General features: G+C 66.7%; 1 protein-coding gene and 1 pseudogene. Both read left to right on the forward strand.

The annotated features are described in order from the left end of the window. Positions 1–376: cellulose binding domain-containing protein (locus IF22_RS0132595; protein WP_030338370.1), on the forward strand; the 376-nt coding region annotated here is incomplete at its 5' end. Positions 377–490: 114 nt separating this feature from the next. Then, positions 491–965: pseudogene (locus IF22_RS34820) on the forward strand (endo-1,4-beta-xylanase); the annotation flags it as partial.

Genomic DNA, 965 nt, shown 5'->3' on the forward strand with positions numbered 1-965 from the left:
ACCCCCGACCACCCCACCCCCGACCACTCCGCCGCCGACGACCCCGCCGCCGAGCGAGGGTGCCTGCCGGGTCGGCTACACGGTCAACGCCTGGAACAACGGCCTCACCGCGAGTGTGGCCATCACCAACACCGGCACCACCGCCGTGAACGGCTGGGCGCTGACCTTCACCCTGCCCAGCGGGCAGCGCATCACCGGCGGCTGGAACGCCCAGTACGCGCCGACGAGCGGTGCGGTGACCGCCCGCAACGTCTCCTACAACGGCACCATCGCCCCGAACGCGTCGGTCGAGATCGGCTTCCAGGCCACGCATGAGGGCGGCACCGGCAAGCCCGCTTCGTTCGCACTCAACGGTGCCGCCTGTTCGGTGTCCTGATTTCCCCTTCCACCCCACCACCCGAGAAGGAGTCACACGATGAGAAATGCGAGATGGAAGGCGGCATCGAGAGCCGCCATCGCGCTGACCAGCGCGGGGGCCCTCGCCGCCGGTATGGCGCTGTTCATGACCGCGCCGGCAGCCGCCGGTACGACGCTGGGCGCGTCGGCTGCGGAGAAGGGGCGGTATTTCGGTACGGCGGTGGCGGCGAACAAGTTGTCTGATAGTGCGTACACGACGATTTTGAACCGTGAGTTCAATTCGGTGACGGTCTCGGGGTATGAGCGTGCGGGGTCACACGTTGGCGTGGCATTCGCAGCAGCCGGGTTGGATGCAGAGCATGAGTGGTAGTGCCCTGCGGCAGGCGATGCTCAATCATGTGACGCAGGTGGCCACGCACTTCCGGGGTCAGGTGGTGGCGTGGGATGTGGTGAACGAGGCGTTCGCGGATGGTAGTTCGGGTGCGCGTCGTGACTCGAATTTGCAGCGGACGGGCAATGACTGGATCGAGGCGGCGTTCCGGGCGGCGGACGCGGCGGATCCGAACGCGAAGTTGTGCTACAACGACTACAACACCGACAACTGGACG

The sequence above is a fragment of the Micromonospora parva genome, assembly GCF_000718515.1.
GTDB classification, from domain to species: domain Bacteria; phylum Actinomycetota; class Actinomycetes; order Mycobacteriales; family Micromonosporaceae; genus Micromonospora; species Micromonospora parva.